Raw genomic sequence first — 3,439 nt, 5'->3', positions numbered from 1 at the left:
TCCAGACCCGCAGGGGATTGACGCTGAGGTACTGGTGCACGAGGATATTCCTAAACCCGGAGATGCCCCGCCAGTCGATCTCCGGATGGTTTGCTTTCAGGTCTTCGTCGAGACCGCTTGTGTGGATTCAGCGAGAATCTGGAGGTTTCGGAGGACGGCATCCTGTATCATCTCATCAGCAAGAAACGCCTCTTTCCCGCCGCGGGTATACCTCGCGATTCGGTCGGTACACTCCCTGATGTGAATCAGGTAGAGCGTGGCGTCCGTCACAGCACCACCGCCTCCGCCATCACCCGGTCCCTGATATACCAGTGCAGGGTCAGGGGCTCGGCAACATCGACGGGGATCCCGAGCAGTGTCTCCAGATCCGATTTCAGGGCAACGAGGTCGAGGAGGCTCCTATCCGATTCGAGGTCGATCAAAAGATCAAGGTCGCTCTCCTCCTTCGCCTCCCCACGCGCCACGGAGCCGAAGATACGAATGTTCCGTGCGCCGTGGCGTGCGGCTATCTCGCAGATCCGGTCCCGCTCGGTCATGACCCGCCCTAAGATCTCTGCCCCGTCCTTCATATACTCTCATCTGAGAGTATGGGGGATAACCCCCTTGAAACCTACCATGCAAGCGATCTTTGTGGTTCGGGTTGCCCGTCGCGACCGCTCTGTTGTTCGCAAGAACCTCGTAAATGCGGTTGTTCCTGTTGAGGCTGGCGACGACGAATCGATATCGCTCCCCTCGTGGAAGTCGCCGGAGGCAAACGACCCGTACAGGATGATAGCGGAGACGCGCCGCCTCCCTATCCCCATAGAGCCTGCTCTCCCTGTCCGGGGTGAGGTACCTCACTTCCCGGAGAACGATCCAACGATCCATGACCCGGCACCTGCTCAGCGCTGCAAAAGCAGCCACTTCCAGAGCGGGATATACCGGACCCTCCCTGCCTCTCTCTGTGTATCCTTCGTGAGGAGGATACACTCCTGCACTTGCGTGCCGTACTGGTCCGCAAACTCAAGCAGCGCTCTCTCTTCCCTCTCGGGGAGAGCGTCCGTGTAGGAGACGTTGATGGCCGAGAGCGACTGGTCCGGGTTTTTGACGACGAAGTCGACTTCGCCTTTCTTCTTCCAGTAGTACACCTCATGACCTCGTTTCATAAGTTCGACAAAGACGAGATTCTCGGCGAGTCTTCCCTCGTCTTTCGAGAACCGGAACGAGACGGCGTTCCTGAGGCCGTTATCGATGCAGTAGATCTTTTTGTTGTTCCGGCTCTGTACCTTCAGCGAGTAACTGAAGTAGGGAACCTCGAAGAGGATCTTTGCCTGCTCTGCATAGTGGAGGTACTCCTTGACGGTCTCGATATCGATGCCGAGCATCTCCTGGAGGTTCCGGTAGGAGTAGGGGGAGGTTACGTTTGTCATGCAGTATGCGAGCAGATCGCCGAGCGCCTTCTGGTTGCGCACCTCGTTGACCCGCACGATGTCGCGGTAGACGATACTATCGTAGTATGCCGCGAGTTGATCCCGCCGGATCGTCTCATCACCAAGGACGACCTGCGGGAACCCCCCTTCCCTGAGGTACTCGCCGAGCAGGTTCAGGAACCGGTACTTCGCCGCCGTGAGAGTAACGGGGTCGTGCGGCAGTTCTTCCCCCGAGAAGACCGCGTATTCCGCAAAATCGAGGGGGTAGACATGGACCGGGAGATATCGCCCGGAGATGAGCGTTGCGAGGTTTGAGTCGAGGAGGTACGACGTCGAACCGGACACGATGAGAGAGTACTGTTTGCGGTCGTAGAGTGACTTCACCTCGTCGGGCAAGGAGGCCCCCTGCGCAAGCGGGGGGAGGAATTGCCCATAACAATCACAGTACACTTTCACCCCGCGCGGAGTATCGTATAGATAGATAAGAACCAATGATAAGAGCTAATGGCACTGCGGGTTGTCAGCAACTATCTCCGTCTTCCCCAGAAGACCTTCTGGATCATCGACACGCTCGCGTACCATGCCAAGAGTTTGTATAATGTTGGACTGTACAACGTTCGGCAGCACTACGCCACACACCAGGAGAACTGTCAGATCCTTCAGGGGATCCGGCTGGATCACACCTCCAAGGTAGATATTTTGGTCGGATCCTACCTCCCATTTACCCGGAAGAAGGATTTCCCCTTCAAAGAATACAGCAACTACACTCAATCCAAGCCGAACGAGAACTTTAGCCTCCTGCACAACGACCCCGCTCAGCAGACGCTCAGATCTGTTGAAGAAGCCTACAAAGGGTATTTTGAGCTGCTAAAACAGTATCGCAAGGGGAAACTTGAAAACTGCCCTCATCCCCCCCACTACCTCCCTAAAGACGGCCGGTTCAAGCTGGCATTCCCCCGGGCGCACCTGACGATCCGCAATGGGTCCGTGACGCTCGGCATGTCATACAAATTCAGGAAGTTACACGGTCTGACGGGGAAGGAGCTCACGTTCCCGATCCCGCCGTGCATCAAGCCGCACCAGATCCGGGAGGTCACGATCCTGCCGGTCAACGGCGGGAAGGCGTACAAGATCGAGTTCTGTTACAGAGTTCCCGCGAAGCCGAAGAACCTCGACCCCACTCAGTTCCTTGCGATCGACCTCGGGCTCAACAACTTTGCGACGCTGGTTGACACCGCCACCGGGGCTGCCGTCATTCTCGACGGTAAGCGTATCAAGTCAATTAACCGGTGGTACAACAAAGAGAACGCACGGTTGCAGAGCATCAAGGATAAGCAGAAGATTGAGGGCATCACGAAGCGGCAGGCCCGGTTGCTGAAGAAGCGGGACTGCCGGATCACCGAAGCGATGAACCGCTACGTGGTCTGGATCGCGAACTATGCTCTCCAGCACCGGATCGGCACCGTGATCCTGCCTCGCTGGGACGGGATCAAGGATACGATCAACCACGGCAAGCGGGGGAACCAGAACTTCGTGCAGGTGCCGTATCACAAGTTCCGGCAGAAACTGAAGAGCAAGTGCGAACTGTATGGGATCCGATTTGATGACACCCACTCAGAAGCCTACACCTCGCAGGTCGATGCCCTGAACCTGGACCCGATCCGCAAACCCCCCTACGGGAAGACCCGCAGAATCAAGCGCGGATTATACCGGAGTGCTCTGGGCACCCTGATCAACGCCGATGTCAACGGCGCTCTGAACCACCTGAGAAAGGTAGCCGGTGATTCCGTGATCCCACGGATAATCGGTAGGGGCCGCGTCAACCGGCCCGTGCGAATAAGGACAGCTTTTGAACGGTCAACCTTCGCACCCATTAAATTGCAGCCTTGTGTCCCGCAAGGGACCCCGGCAGCAAGCCCCCTGCGTTAGCGGGGGGTAGTTGACCCACCGCTCCCACCCGTCGATCGTCTGGACTTCGTCGAGGATGATATACGCTGCATCGCCGCCGTAGACATCTCTCCGGTAGGTTT

5 protein-coding genes are annotated in these 3,439 nt (G+C 57.2%); 1 reads left to right on the top strand and 4 read right to left on the bottom strand.

What is annotated here, in order from left to right; all coding sequences use genetic code 11:
* Positions 1–96: 96 nt before the first annotated feature.
* The 4 genes from PLN84_RS12815 to PLN84_RS12800 all read right to left on the bottom strand — a co-directional run bounded on the left by PLN84_RS12815 (position 97) and on the right by PLN84_RS12800 (position 1,805).
* Positions 97–270 carry a HepT-like ribonuclease domain-containing protein gene (locus PLN84_RS12815; RefSeq protein WP_292492807.1) on the bottom strand — a complete coding sequence of 58 codons (174 nt, stop codon included), beginning with the start codon at positions 268–270 and terminating at the stop codon, positions 97–99.
* The gene (locus PLN84_RS12810) at positions 267–569 is read right to left on the bottom strand and encodes a nucleotidyltransferase family protein (RefSeq protein WP_292492810.1); all 303 of its coding nucleotides are present in this window, start codon (positions 567–569) and stop codon (positions 267–269) included. Before PLN84_RS12810 ends, PLN84_RS12815 begins: the two co-directional genes overlap by 4 nt.
* A 6-nt stretch (positions 570–575) precedes the next feature.
* Positions 576–803: a nucleotidyltransferase domain-containing protein gene (locus PLN84_RS12805; RefSeq protein ID WP_292492812.1), complete on the bottom strand. Its 228-nt coding sequence runs from the start codon at positions 801–803 to the stop codon at positions 576–578.
* 78 nt (positions 804–881) lie between these two features.
* Positions 882–1,805 carry an ATP-binding protein gene (locus PLN84_RS12800; RefSeq protein WP_348532146.1) on the bottom strand — a complete coding sequence of 308 codons (924 nt, stop codon included), beginning with the start codon at positions 1,803–1,805 and terminating at the stop codon, positions 882–884.
* 108 nt (positions 1,806–1,913) lie between these two features.
* Here PLN84_RS12800 and PLN84_RS12795 point away from each other — a divergent pair, with 108 nt between their 5' ends.
* Complete coding sequence (locus PLN84_RS12795) at positions 1,914–3,338, top strand: transposase (RefSeq protein WP_348532145.1); 1,425 nt, start codon at positions 1,914–1,916, stop codon at positions 3,336–3,338.
* Positions 3,339–3,439: the final 101 nt, after the last annotated feature.

This window comes from Methanoculleus sp., assembly GCF_035363275.1.
Lineage (GTDB): Archaea > Halobacteriota > Methanomicrobia > Methanomicrobiales > Methanoculleaceae > Methanoculleus.
This window is presented reverse-complemented; position numbering and strand designations above follow the sequence as displayed.

Bases quoted from the DNA above. Each gene is read 5' to 3' on its own strand.
- PLN84_RS12810 (WP_292492810.1), bottom strand. From the start codon at position 569: ATGAAGGACGGGGCAGAGATCTTAGGGCGGGTCATGACCGAGCGGGAC.
- PLN84_RS12805 (WP_292492812.1), bottom strand. From the start codon at position 803: ATGGGGATAGGGAGGCGGCGCGTCTCCGCTATCATCCTGTACGGGTCG.
- PLN84_RS12795 (WP_348532145.1), top strand. From the start codon at position 1,914: ATGGCACTGCGGGTTGTCAGCAACTATCTCCGTCTTCCCCAGAAGACC.